Source organism: Rhodococcus sp. MEB064, assembly GCF_000834565.1.
Taxonomy (GTDB): Bacteria; Actinomycetota; Actinomycetes; order Mycobacteriales; family Mycobacteriaceae; genus Rhodococcoides.
On the sequence record NZ_JXQS01000030.1, the window covers coordinates 1 to 18,578 of the forward strand.

An 18,578-nucleotide genomic window follows, 5' to 3' on the forward strand; every position below is an offset into this window, starting at 1 on the left:
GGGTGTAGATCTCGGCCGACTCGCCGCGCTTCTTCGACTCCTTCGCCAGCACGCGCAGCACGTCGTCGTCGGTGAGCTCGTGCGCTTCCTTGCCCGAGACCTTCTCGGTCTGTACTGCTGCCAGCAACATTCGCAGAGTTGCCGTGCGGAGCTTGTCCTTCGCCTTCATCGATGTCGTGAGGTCGGTTCGCAAACGCTTTTCCATGTCACAGTTCTCGGCCATGCACGGAACGGTACTGTCGAAGAGGTGTCCGGTACATCAGCATCGCCTCGCATCACGGTGAATTCGCGCTCGTTGACCTCGCGGTCGGCACTCGGATCCACTGCCCGCGCTCTTGCGACTCCGGGTGGTGTCGCCGCACTCGCCGCGGGATCTGCCGCCCTGGGCCTGACCTATGCCACGACGATCGAGCGCAACGCGTTCGCGCTCCGCGAGACGACGTTGCCGGTTCTCGCGCCGGGCACCTCGTCGCTGCGCGTGCTGCACATCAGCGACCTCCACATGATGCCGAACCAGAAACTGAAGCAGAACTGGATCCGTGAGCTCGATCGCCTCGAGCCCGATCTGGTGGTGAACACCGGGGACAACCTGTCCCACCAGAAGTCGGTTCCCGCGGTCGTCCAGTCGCTCGGGGCATTGCTCGGTCGGCCGGGTCTGTTCGTCTTCGGGTCGAACGACTATTTCGCGCCGGTCCCGAAGAACCCGTTGAAGTACTTCCGGAAGAACCACAAGAAGGTCTTCGGCGACCCCCTGCCCTGGCAGGATCTGCGGGCCGCGTTCACCGAGCGCGGGTGGCTCGACGTGACACACGTGCGCCGCGAACTCGAGGTGTCCGGGGTACGGATCGCCACGGCCGGAGTGGACGATCCACATCTGAAGCGGGACCGGTACGACACGGTTGCCGGCGCACCGAACCCGGTCGCCGACGTCAGCATCGGTCTGACGCATTCGCCGGAACCCCGAGTCCTGGACAAGTTCGCCGCCGACGGATACGACCTCGTCCTCGCCGGGCACACGCACGGCGGCCAGCTGTGCGTTCCGTTCTACGGAGCGCTCGTGACCAACTGCGAACTCGACCGCTCACGTGTGAAGGGTCCCTCGTGGTGGGGCGAGCACACCCGCCTGCACGTCTCCGCCGGTCTGGGCACGTCGCCGTATGCGCCGTACCGGTTCTGCTGCCGCCCGGAGGCCACGTTGATCACGCTGATTCCCGCGGACAGGCCGGATCGCACGGCTCCTGAGCTGGGCGTTTCGCGTTCCGAAGCAGTGGTGCGATAGAGTCGAACGGCTGCCTGAAAGGGCGGTGTTCGATCACGGGGTGTGGCGCAGCTTGGTAGCGCGCTTCGTTCGGGACGAAGAGGTCGTGGGTTCGAATCCCGCCACCCCGACTCGTGGTTGAGACACGAAAGAAAGCCCCGACCGGGGAAACCTGGTCGGGGCTTTCGTGCTTCTGCGCAGCGGTTCAGCGAGCGCTGCCCCGAGCGACCGTGCTCTCCGTCGCGTCATCCGGACCGGGTAGTTCGGCATCGATGTCATCGTGCGCGACGGGATGGGCAGGCAGAAAAATGAGGGTGAGAACGGCAGCAGCGGCAGTCACGCCTCCCGCGACCATGCATCCGAGCGACATTCCGTCGACGAAGCCCACCCTTGCGACCTCTGTCAGTCGTGCGCCTACATCGGCACCGGCCTGACCGAACAGTTCCGCCGCCCTGTCGGCAGCGAAGAGTGCCGCGCCGACCGATTCGCTCGCGGGCTCCCGCAGCGGCTCGGGAAAGGATCCGACATCGAGATGATCGCGATACGCGGACAGTGCGACCGATCCGATCACCGCGACGCCGAGGGTGCCGCCGAGCTCACGCGTGGCGTCGTTGACCGCCGACCCCATGCCGGCCTTGTCCGGTGACACCACACCCATGATCGCTTCGGTTGCCGGCGTACCGGTCAGTCCGATGCCGCCACCCAACAGGAGCATCTGAAGCAGGATGACCCAGTAGTCGGCGTCGGCAGAGAGAGTCGACGCCCACACGAATGCGACGCTGAGAGAGAACAATCCGAAAGCGACGACCACTTTCGTGCCGATTGCGACAGCGATCCGAGGCCCGACGAGCGCTGCCACCGCGATCGAGCCCGCGACCGGCAGGATTCGGACGCCGGTCTCCAGAGCGCCGTACCCGCGCACGAACTGGAAGTACTGGGTGACCAGGAAGATGAAGCCGAACAGGGCGAAGAATCCGCCGGTGACCGCTCCACTTGCGGCGGTGAACCGCATGTTCGCGAACAACCTGACATCGAGCATGGGATGGTCGCTCCGGATCTCGTGGATGACGAACACCGTCGACACCACCGCAGCCACCACGAAGCCGATCACGGTAGGTGGCGAGCCCCATCCGCGGTCGGGTGCCTCGATGATCGAGTACACGAGCGTGCCGAGTGCGACGGTCGACAGAACGAGGCCGACGTAGTCGAGCGGCGGCGTAGCGGGGTCGCGCGACTCGGGGATGAAGCGCGCGGCGAAGAACAGCGTGACCGCCGCAGCTATGCCGTTGAAGACGAGAATCGATCCCCACCAGAAGTGCTCGATCAGGGCACCACCGACGACCGGACCGGTGGCCACCGCAAGGCCGGTGGCCGCTCCCCACAACCCGAGAGCTTTCACCCGTTCGGTCCGATCGGTGAACACGTTGGCGAGGATCGACAGCGTTACCGGATAAACCAGTGCAGCGGCGACACCGGCGAGTGTGCGCCAGGCGACGAGTACGCCGGGGCTGCCGCTGAGCGCTCCGCCTGCGGATGCCGCGACGAAGACGACGAGTCCGAGCAGCAGGAGCCGACGACGACCGAATCGATCGCTGAGCGATCCACCCGCCAGCACCAGCGCGGCGAACGCAAGATTGAACGCGTCGACGATCCAGAGCAGGTCCCGGGTGCTGGCCCCCAGCTCCCTGACCAGCGTGGGCAGAGCGATGTTGATGACGGTCGTGGACACGTTGACAACGAATACCGCTAGACAGAGCGTCGCGAGGACGGCCGTCTTGTTGACGGCGCTAGTGGAGAGTGGGCGGGTGAGAGACATAATGAAGTTATAGCAGACGCTGCCTGCCGTGCACCCCGAAGCGGTCCCCTGTGCCGTCAGCCGGGTGTCCCGTCCCGATGTGAAACGATCGACTCATGGCATCCGCTCACACGCCCCTCGTCGGGAGCGTCGACGACGAACCCGTCCGCGAGCGGCTCATCCGCTCGGCGATGGAGTTGCTGGCCGATGCCGGTCCGAGCGAGTTGAAGGTGCGGACGATCACCGATCGCGCCGGCGTCTCGACGATCACCATCTATCACCACTTCGGCGGTTTGCAGGAACTGTTGCAAGAGGTCGTCATCCGCGGATACGCCAACCTTCGTGCTGCATTGCTCGCAGCATCAGCGGCACGAATGAACCCGGGCGCACAGTTGTTCGCAATGGCACTGAGCACCCGCGATGTTGCCCAACGCAACGCCCACCTCTACGACATGATGTTCGGCCTCTCCACTCGGGGCACGTACCGATACGTCGCTTCGACGAATCGGATGTCCACCGACGGGTTCGGTCCCGCCTATGCCGTCCTGGCCGCCACCTGCGAGAAATTGGCTCGCACGGGGGTGTCGCCGATCGCGGGAGAGCAGATGGCGGCAGAACTGTGGAGTCTCGTCCACGGCTTCGTCACGCTGGAAATCAGCGGGCAATTCGCAGATTTCACAGACCCCGTGGCCACCATTTTGGAACCGATGGCTGTCAACCACTTCGTCGGGATGGGATACCCGCGCGATCTGTCAGAGGCCGGCGCGAAGCAAGCCGTGCGATGGTGGAAGCGACGGCAGCAGTCGCAGCCCTAGCGCGCATCCGGCGTGGTTGTCCGTCACGAACGTCGGCGGGCGGAAACTTTGTCGGGTTCGGCGGCGGCGAGCATGTCGTCACGCTCGACGACCTTGATGCGTTCGCGGCCCTCGACCCGGCCCAGTGAGCGTTCGTGTTCGTCCAGTCGATACCAGCCGTCCCAGGTCGTGAACTGCACGTCGCGCGATTCCAGGAGCTCGAGAACGGCGGATTCCTGCGGCGTGGCCGGGGTGTTCAGCGACTCGGCCCTCATGTCGTCGAGAATGCACTCGACGGTCTCGTTGGCGTCGCCCTTGGTGTGCCCGATCAGGCCGATGGGTCCCCGCTTGACCCAGCCCGTCGTATAGAGCCCGGCCAGGTGGGTGCCCTCGTCGACGATGCGTCCGGCCTCGTTGGGGATGACACCGGCCCGGGTGTCGAACGGGATCCCCGGCAGATCGTCCGACAGATACCCGACCGCGCGATAGACCGCACCGACCTCCCAGTCGGTGAACGCACCGGTTGGCGTCACGTTGCCGCTCCCGTCCAGTCGGGTGCGTTCGGTGCGCAGACCGATGACCTTGCCGTCGGCGCCGAGGATCTCCACGGGTGATTCGAAGAAGTGCAGAAACAGCTTGTGCGGACGGTCACCGGGTTCGCGGATCGCGTAGTTCTCGATGATCGTGGCAACCTGATCGGTGATCTTGGAGGCGCGTCGCGCGACCGCGGACCCCTCGTCGTACTCGATGTCCTCGGGGTCGACGATCACCTCGATCGTCGGGGAGTGGTCCAGCTCTTTCAACTCGAGCGGCGTGAACTTGGCCTGGGCCGGGCCGCGACGCCCGAACACGTGCACCTCGACGGCTCTGTTGGCCGCGAGCCCGTCGTAGACGTTCGGCGGGATCTCCGTGGGCAGCAGCTCGTCGGCGGTCTTGGCGAGCACCCGCGCGACGTCCAACGCCACATTGCCGACGCCGATGACGGCAACCTTCTCCGCCTCCAGAGGCCAGGTACGAGAGAAGTCGGGGTGTCCGTCGTACCAGGCCACGAACTGCGCGGCACCGAAGGAGCCGTCGAGATCGATGCCGGGGACGTCCATCGCGCGGTCCTCGGTGGCACCGGTGGAGAAAATCACCGCGTCGTACAGCGACCGGAGATCATCCACGGTGATGTCGGTGCCGAAGTCGACGTTGCCCAGCAGTCGGACCTGCGGCTTGTCGAGGACCTTGTGCAGGGCGGTGATGATGCCCTTGATGCGCGGGTGATCCGGTGCCACGCCGTAGCGAATCAATCCGAACGGCGCGGGCATCCGCTCGAACAGATCGATCGACACGCCACGCTCCGAGGCCGTGTCGGACTTCATCAGCGCGTCCGCCGCATAGATCCCGGCCGGCCCCGCTCCCACGATGGCGACTCGGAGGGGACGCGAATTTATAATGAGGTTATGCATCTGGTCATCGTACCCATCGTCCGCACGTCTAGTCGGTCGGACCTCCGATCGGATCCCCCCGTACATGACTTTGTTATGTACGATCGCTCACACGACGCGAAGGGATCACCGACATGACGCAGGACGCGACACCAGCCGACTGGCAGAAGACCGCATGCATTCTGTGCGAGTGCAATTGTGGCATCGAGGTACTGCTCGAGGGCCGGGCGCTGACCAAGATCCGAGGCGACAAGGACCATCCCAACTCACAGGGATACAGCTGCGAGAAGCCGCTACGTCTCGATCGCTATCAGAACGGCGCCCACCGGATCGACAGCCCGCTGCGCCGACGTCCCGACGGCACGTTCGAGGAGATCAGTTGGGACACAGCCCTCGACGAGATCGCCGCTCGACTGGCTGCCGTGCGGGACGAACACGGCGGTGAGCGAATCTTCTTCTACGGTGGCGGTGGTCAGGGCAACCACCTCGGTGGCGGATACGGCCGCGCGCTGTTCAACGGCGTGGGCGGCAAGTACATGTCGAACGCCCTCGGCCAGGAGAAGACCAGCGAAGCGTACGTCGACAAGCACCTGTACGGCGCCCACACGGCGGGCGACTTCGAGAACTCCGAAGTTGCCGTGTTCATCGGCAAGAACCCGTGGCAGTCGCACGGCATGGCCCGGGCCCGACCCACCTTGAAGGAATTGGCGCGCGACCCCGACCGGGCGATCATCGTGATCGATCCCCGGAAGAGCGAGACCGCAGCGATGGCGGACCATCACCTGCAGATCAAGCCCGGGACCGACGTCTGGTGTCTCGGCGCCCTCGACGCCACCCTCGTACAGGAAAACCTGATCGCGTCGGAGTGGCTGAACACCCATGCGGTCGGGGTCGACGAAGTTCTGCAGCTGTTCCGCGACATCGACATCACCGACTACGCCCGACGATGCGGTGTGCCCGAGGACGACATTCGTGCAGCCGCCCGCCGCATCGCGCGAGCGAAGAGTGTCGCCACGTACGAGGATCTGGGTATCCAGCAGTCCCCCAACAGCACCGTATGCTCTTATCTGCAGAAGATGCTCTGGGTGTTGACCGGCAACTTCGCCAAGCCCGGCGGCATGCACATCCACTCGTGGATCTTTCCGCTCGCAGGGCCGTGGTTCCCCATCGAACGGGACGAGCCGGTGCGGTTCTCCGGGGCGCGACGCGCTGTCGGACTCCAGTCGATGCGTCACGGCGCTGCCGCGATGCGCGCGGTCTTCTCTCGCCTCGACGGGCATGCGACCTCCGGGAAGGTGGCCGAGAACGTTGCCCGATCCGCGTTGCACTTCTTCTTCCCGTCGGTGTCGGTGGCAGCGGCCGATCCGATAGCACGACTCGCCGGCAACGTGGACCGTGATGCCGGAGTGACCCCGGTGACCGGCGCGCGCATCATGGCCGGCTTGATCCCGGCCAACTCCATCGCGGACGAGATTCTGACCGATCACCCGGATCGGTTTCGTGCGATGTTCATCGAATCGTCGAATCCCTTGCATTCGTTGGCCGATTCGGAGCGCTTCCGGCAGGCGATGCGCAGCCTCGACCTCACCGTCGTCATCGATGTCGCCCTGACCGAGACCGCCAGGGCTGCGGACTACGTGCTGCCAGCAGCCAGTCAGTTCGAGAAGTACGAGGCGTCACTGTTCACTTTGCACTTCCCGCACAACACCTTTCAGATGCGTCACCCCTTGATGCCGCCGATGCCGGGCACCCGATCGGAGCCGGAGATCTACGCCGCTCTGATGGACAGGCTCGACCTCGTGGATCCGGGCATCATCGCGTCGTTGACGGCGTCCGCGCGGGTGGGTCGATCCGCCTACAGCCTCGCGCTGTTCTCGACGATCGAGCAGAAGCCCGAACTCGCCGGAATCGTGCCGTACCTCGTCTACCGCACATTGGGCGCAACATTCGCTCCGGGAGACGAGGCACAATCACTCGTCTGGAGTTTTGCCCATCTCGCAGCCATTGCACAGCCCGACGCGGTACGGCGGGCTGGGTTCACCCACGACGGTGAAGGACAGGGCGAAAAGCTGTTCGAAGCGATCCGTGATCGCCGCGAGGGCGTGATCTTCACCGAGGATCGCTACTCCGACGCCTGGTCCTACATTCGCCACGAGGACAAGAAGATCCACGTCGCGATCCCGGAGCTCATGGACGAGCTACGCCTGCTCGACGCCGAGGAACCGTGCTACACCAGCGAGGAGTTTCCGTTCATCCTGTCGGCGGGTGAGCGACGGGCATTCACTGCGAACGTCATCATTCGCGACCCCGAGTGGCGTCGACGCGACAAAGATGGGGCGTTGCGCATGAGCCCGCAGGACGCCGCTGATCTCGCTGTCGATACAGGTGATGTCGTGCGTCTGATCACCGAGACGGGCATCGCGACAACGACGGTGGAGATCAGCGACATGATGCAACCCGGACACGTGTCGTTGCCCAACGGCATGGGTGTCTCCTACCCGGGAGAGAACGGAGACACCGTGGTCGGGGTGCCGCTCAACACGCTGACCACGGTCACGCGACGTGACAAGTTCTTCGGAAATCCGTGGCACAAGAATGTCCCGGTACGCATCGAACTCGTGGACTCGAGCGTGACAGCCGACAGCTGAGAATACGCACCACGGCGAGATCAGCCCGGAGGATCGACAACCACCGAACTCGCCCGCGAGGGGGCGGGCGAGTTCGGTGTGCGAGTCGAACCTTGGAATCGAACCGACCCACAGGAGAAAGCATGCCGCTCTGGAACATCAGGACCGCGAAGAATGTGTACACCGCCGACGACAAGAAGGCGTTCGCCGACAGCATCACGTCGTTCTACCTGGACGTCGTCGGGTTGCCGAAGTTCTACACCAGCGTCGTCTTCCATGAATTCGATCCCGAGAACTTCTTCCTCGGGGGTGAACCGACAGACGATTTCGTCCTGATCGAGGTGGTTCATGTCGCCCGCAACATGGACGAGCTGTCCGAGAAGCTCGGCACGACGATGACCGAGGACGACCTGTATTCGTTGATGCGAGAGAGCTTCGCCGGGATCATCCGACCGTTCGTCGACGATCGTGGGCTGCGCTGGGAGACAGCGGTTGTGGAAGGACTCTTCAAGAGCTGGATGATCGACGGCATGACACCACCGCCGCCGTTCTCGGACGCGGAGAAGACGTGGGCGCGGCAGAACAAGCCGTCGCCGTACGACACAGCGTCGGCCTGACTCTCGGACCGGACATCGACGGCGACGTCGTCGGCATCCTGCGTGCGCTGCTGCGCCGCGATGGATGCCGACGACGTCGTCACTCGTCGGTCGGTCGTCCCGCCACCGCCGTTCCGCGATAGTCGGCTCGGACGCCGTCGAGTCCGCGTTCCAGCGAGCTCTCCAACAGCCGGAAACCGCCCTCTTCGGCGATACGGCGCACTCCCGGAAGCCTCGTCACCGAACTCACTGCTCGTATCGCGCCCGCCCCCAGTCGCACCACCGCCTCCGCCGTGGGCCGTGCCTCGAGGCCCAACGCGTCCCGAGCATCGCCACCGGGGTGCGTGGCGATCATGGACGGCTTCAGAACCTGCCGCGCCACCGCATGGTTCAACCATGTCGACTTCCCGAAAGCGGCCATCGACGCTGTGCCGTCGACGACGTCGCGCATCAAGGTCTTCATCTTGTCACTCTCACCGAGCAGCGTCTCGTGGATCCGCATCTGGATCGCCATCTCCTCGGCGTGGTCTCGCCCGAGCAGTTGATTGTTCGCACCCTCGATGCGCGACACCCAGCGCCACATCAGCGCGAAGCCGTCGCGTTCGTCGGGGGTCACCTTTCCCCCGAAATACTCCATGATGTTGACCCGGTACTGCCCGAAGATGTACGTCGCACCGGCAGTGGCCATCTGACTGATCGGCGTTCCCGATTCGTATCGGGGCCACCTCGCGCTGCGGTGGATTCCCAGCCGGATCATGGTGTGCATGAACCTGATTCGTACCCACATGATCCACCGATCACCACCCGGCAACATCCCGTCCACGTCGAGTGCTCCGACGAAACCGGTTGCCGTCTCCCAGAAACGGCGTCGGAAGTCGCCTCCGCCGGCCAGGCGACCGGTCGACGACATCACTTCCGCGGTGGCCGGATCCAGGTAGGTCATGGGCAAGGCCCCGTGGATCCCGAACAACATGCCCAGCGGATTGCGGCGTCCCATCCGCGCACCCACCCTGAGGGAATCGACATCGAGCCAGCTCGGAACGGCCTCGACGTCGGCAAAGAAGGCGACAGCCTCCGAATTGCCCTCTCGTTCGAGTTCTCTGGCGTTCGCATAGATGTCGCCACCCATCAGTTTGCGTTCGCGCATCACGTGAATCAGTGCCTCGCACAACGGGTCACCCACGTGATTCCACGACCTGTAGTCGATGTCCTCGGGTGCGAGATACGATTCCGCGCCCGGGGTACTCGCCAACGCGATCAGCGCGTCGACGCTGGGACCGTGCGGGGCGAATTCACTGCGTACTTCGCTGGACATGTGACGCCTTCCGTCGAGGAACGACCGAGCACTGCGAGCACGCGCGTCGACCCGAGTGAGGTGCATGGCCGGTGATCGAGGCGTGGTGCACGAGCCGTTGCGAGGTACAGAACCTCGTTATGCATAGTTCTATCACGTCCGCTCGAGGTCGGCACAGAGGCGACGTCCCGATGCAGGACCGGAAGTGCAGTCCTTCGAGACGACGAGGTCGTGGGTCCGTCGTCAGACCGAGGAGGCCACCAGCAGCCGGACCGCCCCTATCGGGCCGTTGTCCTGGAGGCGACGCTTCGCGCGCTGGTACGCCACGCGAAGCCGCACGCTCGTCGTCAGGTCCCCGAAGACGTCGGGTTGGGCCAGGAATGCGCCGGGGCTGTCGTGGTCGGCCCTCGCCAGTGCGCAGAGCTGATCCGCCGCCCGGTCGGGCAGCGCCACTCCCCCTTCGATGCATGCGCACCACGCCGCGAGCATCAAGGCTGCATGATCGATCGACCGGTCGTCCCGCAGCCTGTCCCGCACGACGGGGAGAACGAACTTCGGGATGCGGGACGTCGCGTCCACGACCTGCCGCGCCACCGTGTCCTGGACGGCGAGCGAGCCGAATCGGCGGACGAGCTCGTCGATGTACTCGTCGAGATCGACGCCCGGTACCTCTCCGACCGTGGGCCGCGACTCGTGTCGCATGAAGGACTCGACGAACGCTCCGAGGTCGGGATCCTGCATCACCTCGTGGACGTGGACCACGCCGGCGAGAATGCCGACGTAGCCGAGCATCTGATGCGAGGCGTTGAGCAGCCGCAGCTTCATGCGCTCGTACGGCACCACGTCGGGAACCACCTGCACACCGACCTCGTCGAACGGTGGCCGACCGTCCGAGAAGTCGTCCTCAAGGACCCACTGCGCGAAGGACTCCGATCGCACCGGCCACGCATCGTCGATACCCGTGCGACGACGCACCGACTCCGCCACCGCAGGTGACGTGGCAGGAGTGATGCGGTCGACCATCGAGCTCGGGAACGCCACCGAGTCGTCGATCCAGTCCGCGAGTTCGGCGTCATGGCGACGAGCGAAGGACACCAGAGCAGCCCTCGCCACGGCGCCGTTGCCGACGATGTTGTCGCACGACATCACCGTGAAGGGAGCCGTGCCGTCGTCGCGTCGGCGACGCAGTGCGACCGTGAGGAAGCCGAACACGCTCTCGGGGATGTCGAGGGAGGCCAGATCGTGCAGAGTCGCCGCGTCGCGCGGATCGAAGGCTCCGGTCGCGTCGTCGATGCCGTAGCCCGACTCCGTGATGGTCAGCGACACGATGTGAGTCGTCGGCGCCACCAGGACGTCGATCACCGCGTCGGGGTCGTCCGGGGCGAACAGGTACCGAGAGATCGAGCCGATGATTCGCGTGTCGACGCTGCCGTCGGGGTCCACCGTCGTCAGCGTGTAGAGGTGGTCCTGGCTCACGGATGCGTCCCGCTGCGCCGCATCCGCCGCCATCACACCCACACCGCAGATCGACCATCCGTGGTGGCCTGCGGCGAGCAGCCGGTCCACGTACATGGCTTCGTGGGCGCGATGGAAGGCTCCGACACCGAAGTGCACGATGCCGCAGTCACCGGTGCGGTCGTACCGAGGAACGGCAGTGCCGGCCGGCGGCGACGACACTGCGTCGCTGATGGAGACAGTCACGTCGCACGACAACTTTCGAAGGGGGAGAGTGGAAAGCGGTGGCACTCCCGGGTGCCGGAAGAAAACCGGCGACTCGTCGGGAGCACCACCGCAGCTGAGGGGACGTGTCGGGTCAGCAGGCCGACTTGTAGACGTACTGCGCGCCGTCACCGTCGATGGTGTCCGCGGTGATGACGTGGAAGCCGGTCGAGATGTCCTTCTCGGTGGCCTTGTCCTCGAGTGAGGCGACGGCCTGCTCCACTCCGTCGGTGCCGATGGTCGCGGGCTGCTGAGCGATGAGCGCCTGCACGGTGCCCTCGCGGAGCTGCTTCACCTGAGCGGGGCCGGCGTCGAACCCGACGATCTTGACCTGGTCCTGCTTGCCGGTCTGACGGACACCGGTGGCCGTGCCCTCCGCCGCGAACGTGTTGGTCGCGAAGACACCGACGATGTCGGGATCCTTGGCGATGGCCGCGGAGATCAGACGGGCGGCTTCTGCCGGGTCGTTGTGGCTGTACTGCACGCCGAGGTACTGGAAGCTCGAGTTCTCCGCGGCGGCGTCCTCGAAGCCCTTGACGCGGGCGTCGGTGGTGGAGACACCCGGGTCGGTCGAGATGACGATGACCTTGCCGCCCTGCGGGTTCAGCTGCTCGATGGCCTTGAACGCCTCGGCGCCGCCGCCGACGTTGTCCGACGAGATCGCCGACACGGCCTTGGACGGGTCCTCGAGGGTCGTGTCGACGAGGACGACCTTGATCCCTGCCTGCGCCGCGGCATCGAGCGGCGCCTGCATGGCGGACACGTCGGTCGGGGCGATGAGGATGGCCGCCGGACGGGAGGCGACGACGGAGTCGACGATCGGCTTCTGCAGCGTGGGGTCGAACTTCGCCGGACCCTGCACGTCGACGGTGTATCCGGCGGCCTCGGCGGCGTCCTGGATGCCGCACTGCATGCTGATATAGAACTCGTCGCCGCTGACGCCCTGGATGAAGGCCAGCTTCTTGTCACCGCCGCCGCCCGAATCGGACGAGCAGCCGGCGAGCACGAACGTGGAGAGTGACGCGGCGGCCAGAGCGGCTGCGGCGACGGTCCTGGATGTACGCATGGGTACCGGGTTCTTTCTGGGATTGTTCGTCAGGGAGGTGGATCTGGGAAGAGCTGCGGAATCAGGGGTTTCGAGCCCACAACCGTTTGAGAGAGGATGTCGACGCACCGCGGGTGGCGGCGGCTCGACGGCGTTGATCGAAGTAGACGGCCGCGATCAGAACCGCGCCGACGGCGACCTGCTGCCAGAAGGGCTGCACGCCGACGATGACGAAGCCGTTCTGGAGCACGGCGGGGATGAAGAGTCCGATGACGGTGCCGAACATGGTGCCCACACCGCCGAAGAGGCTGGTGCCACCGATGACGACCGCGGCGATGACGTTGAGGTTGGTCTGCGACTGGCCGGCGATGGCAGTGGTGCCGTACTGCGACAGGGACAGGATGCCGGCGAGACCGGCGAGCGTGCCGGACAACGCGTAGACCTTGATCAGGTGGAGATCCACCTTGATACCGACGCGTCGGGCCGACTGCTCCTTGGACCCGACGGCGAAGGTGTGCAGTCCGAACTTGGTGCGGTGCAACACGATACCGAAGATCACCACGAACACCAGCGCGATGACGGAGATCAGGGGAATGGTGGTGGCGGGCAGGTTGCCGTAGCCGATGGTGTCGACCAGCACCGGGGGCACGTCGCGGATGTCGACGCCGCCGGTGATCACCTGGGCCAGACCCAGTGCGCCGCCGAGGGTTCCGAGCGTCGCGATCAGGGGCGGCACGTTCGCGATGCCGATCAGGAAACCGTTCAGCAACCCCCACGCAAGGCCGCAGGCGACCGCGACGACGATGCCGATCACCGCGACGCTCCACCCGTCACCACCGACGGCGCGCATCGTCTTGGCCGCGACCACACCGGAGAAGACGAGAACGGAACCGATGGAGAGATCGATGCCGCTGGTGACGATCACGAACGTCATACCGATGCCGAGTACGGCCAGGATGGACACGTTCTGGATGATCTGCCGGATGTTGCCCCACTCGGGGAAGCTGTTCGGCGCGAGGATCGAGAACAGGATGCTGATCGCGAGGAGAACGAGCACGATCTGGAACACCTGGACGCGGGCCAGCCCCGCGAGGGTGCTCCGCAGGTCGAACGAACCACCGTTCGACTTGGGGTCCGGGGCCGAGGAGCCCGCTGATTTCGACAACGTCTGATTGCTCATTTCGCGGCTCCCACCGTCGCGCCGGTCATCGCCCCGACGAGTGCTTCCATGGTCGTGTTCTTGGCATCGAGCGTCGCGACGCGGCTGCCCAGGCGAAGCACCTGGACGCGGTCCGCGACCTCCATGACGTGCGGCATCGAGTGGCTGATGAACACCACCGCGACACCCTTGTCCGCGACACGTCGGATGGTGTCGAGAACATTGCGGGTCTGCACCACTCCGAGGGCGGCCGTCGGCTCGTCGAGGAAGACGACTCCCTTGGCCCACGCCACCGCTCGCGCGATGGCGATGGCCTGCTGCTGACCACCGGACATCGCACCCACCGGGTCGGTGAGGCTGCGGACGGTGGCACCGAGCTCGTCGAGCGCTTCGCGCGACTTCGTCCGCATCGCGGCAGTGTTCAGGAATCCCAGGCGACCGAGGATGCCCGCGGCGGGGATCTCGCGGCCCAGGAACATGTTCTGGGCCGCGTTGAGGTGCGGCGCCAGTGCGAGGTCCTGGAAGACGGTCTCGATGCCCAGATCGGCTGCAGCAGTGGGGCTGTTCAGGTCGACCGGAGATCCGTTGTAGAGGATCTCTCCGGAGTCCAGTGCCAGGCTGCCCGACAGAGCCTTGACCATCGTCGACTTGCCGGCGCCGTTGTCACCGATGAGTGCGACCACCTCGCCCGCGTAGATCTCGAAGTCGGCATTGTCGAGCGCGCGCACGTTACCGAAGCTGCGGGACAGCCCGCGCGCTTCGAGGACGGGCGTCGCGCCGTCGTGGGCGTTGCTCATCGGAGCTCCTCGTGTTGTTCGGTGTGGCCTGGCGTGTCGACGTCGCCGTGCGCGGCGAGTCGTGGATCGTCCGGTACCTCGATGACGAGGTCGGCGCGAGGTGATGCAGCAGTGATGATCTCGGCGTTGCGGAGGTCGACGTCGTGGGTCCAGCGGTAGGCGTCGTGGTGGGATTTGCCGTGTGATTCATGCCGAGCCACCAGTCGGTCCGCACGTGCCGATGCCGGGACGTCGAGGTACCAGACCTCGTCCAGCTCCGGCCGCACGTCGCTCCACCGGAAACCGCCGGCCGACAGGTCGTCCAGCAACAGGTAGTTGCCCTCGGTGATCACCAGCGGCGTGGACGGGGACACCGCGACGGCGCCGCCGATCGCTGCTTCCAGGGACCTGTCGAACCGCGGTGCGTACACCGTCTCGGTGGTCTGCGACCGCAGTCGGCGGAGCAGGTTCACGTAGCCGTCGACGTCGAAAGTGTCGGGCGCGCCCTTGCGATCCCGCCGGCCCAGCCTCGTCAGTTCCTCGTCGGCGAGGTGGAACGCGTCCATACCCACCAGCACCGCGTCGCCTCCGAGGGCTGCGGTCAGCAGTGCGCAGAACGTCGACTTGCCCGCGCCCGGCGCACCGGTGACGCCCACGATCCGGCGACGACCGAGGTCCTGGCGCAGTGTCGCTGCCATGGTCTCGACCATGTCCGCGACGTCCCCGGGTGTGAGTCGGCGCTGCTGCGAACTCGGTGCGTCACTGTTCGATGCTGCGCACATGTCCGACCCCCGTCCTCTCGCGTGCTGTCCCCGGTGACTGCGTCCGCGAGAGCCCTTATCGGCATCGCGTTGCGGATCAGTGTGACCCACGCAACTCGGACTGTCACGCGTTTCCGCAAAATTCATGTCATCGATGACATGGCGGGAATTGGAAGACCCGTCACGGACGCGAGGATGAGCGGTGAGGTGCCCCTATCAATGCAGATCAACACCATTTTTGCCGATTGACGCGCATTCGTGACGCGCTGTCGGTACGGTCCGTGTCATCGATGTCATCAGGACCCGACCACTCGGTCCATGTCATCGGTGACACTCACCAGACACGACGACGAAGGCAGATTCCCATGTCGCAGTTCGACGGCCGCACCATCCTGGTCACCGGAGCCAGCGGAGGCATCGGCGCCGCCACCGTTCGCAGACTCGTCGCCGACGGTGCGGACGTCATCGCGTCCGGCCGGAACGAGGAAGTTCTCGGCGCCTTGGCGGACGAGACGGGCGCACGCCCCCTCCCCTTCGACCTCACCTCCGAGGACAGCATCCGTGACGCGCTGACCGGCCTCGATCTCTACGGCGTCGTCAACTGCGGCGGCTTCGGCGGCGAGATCGCCACGCCGCAGGACACCGACATCGACATCTTCGACAAGGTCATCTCGATCAACGCCCGCGGCAGCCTGCTGGTGATCAAGTACGCGGCACCGGCCATGATCGCCGCAGGACGCGGCGCGATCGTCAACGTCTCCAGCCAGGCCAGTCTCGCCGCCCTGCCCGGCCACGTCTCCTACGGTTCCTCGAAAGCCGCGCTGGACAACATCACTCGGGTCTCCGCGCTCGAGCTGGGACCGCACGGCATCCGCGTGAACAGCGTCAATCCCACCGTCGTCATGACGGAGATGTCCGCGTTCTACTGGGGACGGCCGGAGATCGAGGGACCGTTCCTGGCACAGATGCCGCTGGGTCGCTGGGCCACCGAGAAGGAGATCGCCGCACCGATCGCCTTCTTGCTCAGCGACGACGCGTCCATGATCACCGGAGTGTCGCTCCCCGTCGACGGCGGATACACCAGTCGCTGAGCTCGTCGACTATCGGAAGGTGAATGCATGACCACCATGCAGGACGTCGCAACCCTGGCGAACGTCAGCGCCAAGACCGTCTCTCGTGTCTACAACGACGATCCGCACGTCGACCCCGCCACTCGAGCACGCGTCATCGCGGCCCTCGAATCGCTGAACTACGTCCCCAACGCGATCGCGACGTCCTTCAGAACGGGGCAGTCGGGAGCCATCGGCGTCGCCGTACCCGACATCGACGATCCCTTCTTCTCCTCCATCGCCCGCGCGGTCGAGGACCGTGCCCGAGTCCAGGGGATGGCCGTGATCATGACCAGCCTCGGCCACGATGCCTCGATCGAGAGTGCGCAAGTCGAGTCTCTGTTGCGACGTCAGTTGAGTGGACTGGTGATCGCCCCTATCGGCACCGATCAGTCGTATCTGAAGCGGTGGGTCGAACGCACCCCGACCGTCTTCGTCGACCGAGCGCCGACCGGTATCACCGCCGACACCTTCGTCGACGACGACCACGGTGGCGCGCACACGGCGACGACCCATCTTCTGGGCAAGGGGCACCGACGGATCGCACTCGTCGGCGACGACCTCGAGATCACCACGGCGTTCAACCGCCTGAACGGATACCGGGACGCGCTGTCGGACAACGGCATCGGCTATGACGACGATCTGGTCGTCACCGGTGTCCTCGACAGACCCCGTGCACACGAGGCGATCGAGGCCTTGATGGCCGGTGCGCACCCGCCGACCGCGCTCTTCCTGTCCAACGCCCGCACTGCAATGGCCTGCATCCCCGCCCTGCAGTCTCTCGGTGCGCGCCGCCCGGCGTACGTGGCGTTCGGCGACTTCCCGCTTGCCGACGCGTTGTGCCCCGCCGTCACCGTGATCGATCAGAATCCGACCGAGCTGGGTCGGATGGCGATCGACCGGTTGCTCGGGCGGATCGACAATCCACGGCGTCGGTACCGTCGCCGCAACGTCATGTCCGTGGAGCTCATCGAGCGGGAGTCGTGTTCGGCAGCAGAGTGATTCCGCCGGGGCCCACCTCGACGCGGAGCTGATCGAGCGCGTCGACGTGCAGATCGGCGTCCAGCACCGCGGGATCACAGGTGCCCGAGACGCCGATCACCGTGCATCCCGCCGATCGAGCGGACTGCACCCCCGCCGGGGCGTCCTCGACGACGAGGCACCGTGACGGGTAGACGCCGAGTCGCCGAGCGGCCGTGAGGTAGGGCTCGGGATCGGGCTTGCCGTGGATCACGTCGGCCGATGTCACGACTGTCGCCGGTGCCGGAATCGACGCGGCCGTCAGGCGGGCACCTGCCACGCTCGGTGATCCGGAGGTGACGATCGCGCAGACCTGCGGCGGGATCGACTCGAGGAATGCGCGCGCACCCGGCGTCGGGACGACGTCGAGAACGTCCTCGGTCTCGATCTCGCCGAGCCGCAGCGCTGCGGTAGGGCCGATGTCGGGACCGAGAAGCAGTGTCATCGACGCGGCAGCGGTCATACCGTGCGAGATGTCGGCGACGTCGAAGCCGTATTCGGCGCCGACGCGGTCCCAACTCCGAGCGACGGCGGCGGTCGAGTCGGCCAGTGTGCCGTCCAGGTCGAAGAGAACTGCGTCGAAGGTGGAGCCGATGACGCTGCGGCGGTCGATGATCGGGTCTCGCGAGCCCAGTGACCGCCGTACGCGGTACACCTGCTGCGCGGTGGTCAGCGAGGCGTCGACACGGAGGTGGGGCACAGACACGGGCTCGGGTGCGAGCGCGGGGCGATGGAGGTCCCGATCCAATCCGCGACCCGCACGTCGGCGCGAGAGCAGTTCGTCCGGTCCGTCGACATGCACTACGACGACGGGTGTCGGCGCGAGAGCAGCGACGAGTTCTGCCCACTCCTGGCCGCCCCGCAACTCACGCGTGAACGGTGCGACGAGAACACCGCGAACTCCGACCGTCGTCAGATCCGCGGCAGCACCGAGCATCACGGCGTAGCGGCCCCGCCGCACGGTGTCGGTGGCGGGACCGTGCGCATTCCAGTGTTCGCCCGGCAGAAGCGGATCGAGGGCGTCCAGCAACGGTGTCGTGAGCGTGTCCAGATCCAGCAGCGGTGCACCCAGCTCCCGAGCGAGCGCCGTTCCGAGGGTGGTTTTCCCACTCCCGGCGGCGCCGGCGATCACCACATGGGGAGGCCGTTCGGCGACTGCGTCTTGACAGGAGGTGGGCACGATGTCGATCATAGG

At 65.8% G+C, this 18,578-nt stretch carries 16 protein-coding genes and 1 tRNA gene; 7 read left to right on the top strand and 10 right to left on the bottom strand.

Annotated features, from left to right (window positions below; translation table 11 throughout):
- On the bottom strand, nucleotides 1-223 hold a 223-nt coding region (locus RU01_RS14515; protein WP_042575291.1), incomplete at its 3' end, for a GatB/YqeY domain-containing protein.
- A gap of 159 nt (nucleotides 224-382) precedes the next feature.
- Between RU01_RS14515 and RU01_RS14520 the strand changes: the two genes are divergently transcribed.
- Both RU01_RS14520 and RU01_RS14525 read left to right on the top strand, forming a co-directional pair.
- Nucleotides 383-1,279: a metallophosphoesterase gene (locus RU01_RS14520; protein WP_231568728.1), complete on the top strand. Its 897-nt coding sequence runs from the start codon at nucleotides 383-385 to the stop codon at nucleotides 1,277-1,279.
- A gap of 36 nt (nucleotides 1,280-1,315) precedes the next feature.
- Nucleotides 1,316-1,389: transfer RNA gene (locus RU01_RS14525), tRNA-Pro, on the top strand.
- Nucleotides 1,390-1,463: 74 nt separating this feature from the next.
- Here the strand turns inward: RU01_RS14525 and RU01_RS14530 are convergent.
- A complete protein-coding gene (locus RU01_RS14530) occupies nucleotides 1,464-3,074 on the bottom strand; it encodes an MFS transporter (RefSeq protein ID WP_042575293.1) in 1,611 nt (536 codons plus the stop codon).
- A gap of 95 nt (nucleotides 3,075-3,169) precedes the next feature.
- Between RU01_RS14530 and RU01_RS14535 the strand changes: the two genes are divergently transcribed.
- A complete protein-coding gene (locus RU01_RS14535; protein ID WP_042575294.1) occupies nucleotides 3,170-3,868 on the top strand; it encodes a TetR/AcrR family transcriptional regulator in 699 nt (232 codons plus the stop codon).
- 23 nt (nucleotides 3,869-3,891) lie between these two features.
- On the opposite strand, the gene RU01_RS14540 is transcribed toward RU01_RS14535, so the two are convergent.
- Nucleotides 3,892-5,298 carry an FAD-dependent oxidoreductase gene (locus RU01_RS14540; RefSeq protein ID WP_042575295.1) on the bottom strand — a complete coding sequence of 469 codons (1,407 nt, stop codon included), beginning with the start codon at nucleotides 5,296-5,298 and terminating at the stop codon, nucleotides 3,892-3,894.
- Nucleotides 5,299-5,411: 113 nt separating this feature from the next.
- Between RU01_RS14540 and RU01_RS14545 the strand changes: the two genes are divergently transcribed.
- Both RU01_RS14545 and RU01_RS14550 read left to right on the top strand, forming a co-directional pair.
- A complete protein-coding gene (locus tag RU01_RS14545; RefSeq protein WP_042575296.1) occupies nucleotides 5,412-7,925 on the top strand; it encodes a molybdopterin-dependent oxidoreductase in 2,514 nt (837 codons plus the stop codon).
- Between the two features lie 122 nt (nucleotides 7,926-8,047).
- The gene (locus tag RU01_RS14550; protein ID WP_042575297.1) at nucleotides 8,048-8,521 is read left to right on the top strand and encodes a tautomerase family protein; all 474 of its coding nucleotides are present in this window, start codon (nucleotides 8,048-8,050) and stop codon (nucleotides 8,519-8,521) included.
- Nucleotides 8,522-8,600: 79 nt separating this feature from the next.
- Here RU01_RS14550 and RU01_RS14555 read toward each other — a convergent pair whose 3' ends face one another.
- The 6 genes from RU01_RS14555 to RU01_RS14580 form a co-directional block, all read right to left on the bottom strand.
- Nucleotides 8,601-9,815, bottom strand: a complete 1,215-nt coding sequence (locus RU01_RS14555; protein WP_042575317.1) for an oxygenase MpaB family protein — start codon at nucleotides 9,813-9,815, stop codon at nucleotides 8,601-8,603.
- Between the two features lie 222 nt (nucleotides 9,816-10,037).
- A complete protein-coding gene (locus tag RU01_RS14560) occupies nucleotides 10,038-11,495 on the bottom strand; it encodes a mannitol dehydrogenase family protein (RefSeq protein WP_042575298.1) in 1,458 nt (485 codons plus the stop codon).
- Between the two features lie 112 nt (nucleotides 11,496-11,607).
- On the bottom strand, nucleotides 11,608-12,579 hold the full coding sequence (locus RU01_RS14565) for an ABC transporter substrate-binding protein (RefSeq protein ID WP_082043138.1): 972 nt from the start codon (nucleotides 12,577-12,579) through the stop codon (nucleotides 11,608-11,610).
- A 61-nt stretch (nucleotides 12,580-12,640) separates the two neighbouring features.
- Nucleotides 12,641-13,738: an ABC transporter permease gene (locus RU01_RS14570; RefSeq protein ID WP_042575300.1), complete on the bottom strand. Its 1,098-nt coding sequence runs from the start codon at nucleotides 13,736-13,738 to the stop codon at nucleotides 12,641-12,643.
- Complete coding sequence (locus RU01_RS14575) at nucleotides 13,735-14,514, bottom strand: ATP-binding cassette domain-containing protein (RefSeq protein WP_042575301.1); 780 nt, start codon at nucleotides 14,512-14,514, stop codon at nucleotides 13,735-13,737. The genes RU01_RS14570 and RU01_RS14575 overlap by 4 nt, the downstream gene beginning before the upstream one ends.
- Complete coding sequence (locus RU01_RS14580; RefSeq protein ID WP_082043139.1) at nucleotides 14,511-15,275, bottom strand: nucleoside/nucleotide kinase family protein; 765 nt, start codon at nucleotides 15,273-15,275, stop codon at nucleotides 14,511-14,513. Before RU01_RS14580 ends, RU01_RS14575 begins: the two co-directional genes overlap by 4 nt.
- Before the next feature lie 344 nt (nucleotides 15,276-15,619).
- On the opposite strand from RU01_RS14580, the gene RU01_RS14590 reads away from it, so the two are divergent.
- Nucleotides 15,620-16,345 (top strand): SDR family oxidoreductase, encoded by a 726-nt coding sequence (locus RU01_RS14590; protein ID WP_042575303.1) that lies wholly within the window; start codon nucleotides 15,620-15,622, stop codon nucleotides 16,343-16,345.
- A 27-nt stretch (nucleotides 16,346-16,372) separates the two neighbouring features.
- On the top strand, nucleotides 16,373-17,365 hold the full coding sequence (locus tag RU01_RS14595; protein WP_042575304.1) for a LacI family DNA-binding transcriptional regulator: 993 nt from the start codon (nucleotides 16,373-16,375) through the stop codon (nucleotides 17,363-17,365).
- Here RU01_RS14595 and RU01_RS22525 read toward each other — a convergent pair.
- On the bottom strand, nucleotides 17,331-18,563 hold the full coding sequence (locus tag RU01_RS22525; RefSeq protein ID WP_197074784.1) for an HAD-IA family hydrolase: 1,233 nt from the start codon (nucleotides 18,561-18,563) through the stop codon (nucleotides 17,331-17,333). The genes RU01_RS14595 and RU01_RS22525 overlap by 35 nt on opposite strands.
- Between the last annotated feature and the right edge of the window lie 15 nt (nucleotides 18,564-18,578).

Coding starts and splice junctions, on each gene's coding strand:
- RU01_RS14545 (WP_042575296.1), top strand. CDS start 5,412: ATGACGCAGGACGCGACACCAGCCGACTGGCAGAAGACCGCATGCATT.
- RU01_RS14535 (WP_042575294.1), top strand. CDS start 3,170: ATGGCATCCGCTCACACGCCCCTCGTCGGGAGCGTCGACGACGAACCC.
- RU01_RS14580 (WP_082043139.1), bottom strand. CDS start 15,275: ATGTGCGCAGCATCGAACAGTGACGCACCGAGTTCGCAGCAGCGCCGA.
- RU01_RS14595 (WP_042575304.1), top strand. CDS start 16,373: ATGACCACCATGCAGGACGTCGCAACCCTGGCGAACGTCAGCGCCAAG.
- RU01_RS14550 (WP_042575297.1), top strand. CDS start 8,048: ATGCCGCTCTGGAACATCAGGACCGCGAAGAATGTGTACACCGCCGAC.
- RU01_RS14555 (WP_042575317.1), bottom strand. CDS start 9,815: ATGTCCAGCGAAGTACGCAGTGAATTCGCCCCGCACGGTCCCAGCGTC.
- RU01_RS14540 (WP_042575295.1), bottom strand. CDS start 5,298: ATGCATAACCTCATTATAAATTCGCGTCCCCTCCGAGTCGCCATCGTG.
- RU01_RS14590 (WP_042575303.1), top strand. CDS start 15,620: ATGTCGCAGTTCGACGGCCGCACCATCCTGGTCACCGGAGCCAGCGGA.
- RU01_RS14530 (WP_042575293.1), bottom strand. CDS start 3,074: ATGTCTCTCACCCGCCCACTCTCCACTAGCGCCGTCAACAAGACGGCC.
- RU01_RS14565 (WP_082043138.1), bottom strand. CDS start 12,579: ATGCGTACATCCAGGACCGTCGCCGCAGCCGCTCTGGCCGCCGCGTCA.
- RU01_RS14570 (WP_042575300.1), bottom strand. CDS start 13,738: ATGAGCAATCAGACGTTGTCGAAATCAGCGGGCTCCTCGGCCCCGGAC.
- RU01_RS14575 (WP_042575301.1), bottom strand. CDS start 14,514: ATGAGCAACGCCCACGACGGCGCGACGCCCGTCCTCGAAGCGCGCGGG.